General features: G+C 64.3%; 1 protein-coding gene. It reads right to left on the bottom strand.

The features are described 5' to 3' along the window. Positions 1-1180 (bottom strand): IS481 family transposase (locus tag A5695_RS09335; protein ID WP_068080253.1); only part of this gene is annotated, 1180 nt, incomplete at its 3' end. Positions 1181-1259 lie beyond the last annotated feature (79 nt).

Here is a 1259-nt window from a genome sequence, read left to right as displayed (position 1 = left end):
GCTGGTTTTCTGGGCTGTTTCCGCATTTGACGCCGCGGGGTTGGTAGTCGCGGGTGGGGTCGAGGACGAGTTTGCGGATGAGCTGGCCGGTGTCGCGGTGCAGGACGCGGATGTCGAGGTCGTTGATGAGCACGATGACATGGGTGCCGCGGTGTCGTTTGGATAGTCCGATGTGGTGCAGGCGGCTGTTGTAGCGGATGGTGATGACGCCGGCGGCGTCGATTCGGTCGTTGCGGACTCGGTAGTGCGGCGGGTGTGTGTAGGTGGTGGGGAAGGCTTTGGGCCTGGCGTTGAACGCGTGGAGCGGTGTGTGTCTGCCCAGGGCGCGATGCGGTCGGATGGTGTTGTAGTAAGTGGCGAAGTCGTCGAGTGGGGCTTGGAGCTGGGCGATGGTGTGCGCGGGGGCGGCGGCGAGACGTTTTTTCAGGGTTTGGTGTAGGCGTTCGACTTTGCCGCAGGTCTGTGGGTGATACGGGCGGGAGTTGATGTAGTTGATGCCGAGTTCGCCGAGAACGACTTGTAGGGCGGTGCGTCCGCCGCGTCGGGGGGTGGCGGTGAAGATGGCGCCGTTGTCGGTCAAGACGGCTGCAGGGGTGCCCACGCGGGCGAAGGTGGCGGTGAAGGTCTCGACGACGTGGTGGCCGCCGACGATGGGGTAGGCGCGGCTGGCCAGCAGCAGTCGCGAGTGGTCGTCGAGGATGTTGAGGATTTCCACGTCGGTGCCGTCGGCGAGGCGCCAGTGGGTGACGTCGGCTTGCCAGAGTTCGTTGGGTTGGTCGGCGGCGAAGCGTTTCCAGGCTGAGCGGGGCCGTTTGTGGGGTTGGGGTGTGACGAATCCGCGTTTGTGCAGGATGCGCCAAATCGTTGATGTGGCAGGGACATTGGTGATGGTGGGGTCGCGGGTCAAGTGCTCGGCGATGGTGGCTGCGCCGGCGTCGTAGCCCTTTTTGGACAGTGACTTGCGCAGCCGCACGATGCGGTCTTCGACCTCGGTGCTGACTGCGTGCCGATGGTGGTGCGGGCGCCGGGAGCGTGGCTCGAAGGCTGCGACCCCGTCGGCGTGGTAGTGGCTGACCAGCTGCTGTACCCAGTAGCGGGAGAGCCCGTAGTCGCGGGCGACTTCGCTTTTGCTGCGGCCTTCGAGCACGACGGCGGTGATGACCAGCTGCGCCTTTGACATGGCCGACCTCCCACAACTACTGAGGTGTCAACTATGTCGCGAGACATCTGTCAACTATGTCGTGGAATCACACACTGTC

Origin of the sequence: Mycobacterium sp. E1747, from assembly GCF_001667775.1 — a bacterium.
GTDB lineage: Bacteria > Actinomycetota > Actinomycetes > Mycobacteriales > Mycobacteriaceae > Mycobacterium.
The sequence above is the reverse complement of the archived record's forward strand: the minus strand, read 5'-3'. Positions and strand labels throughout refer to the sequence as shown.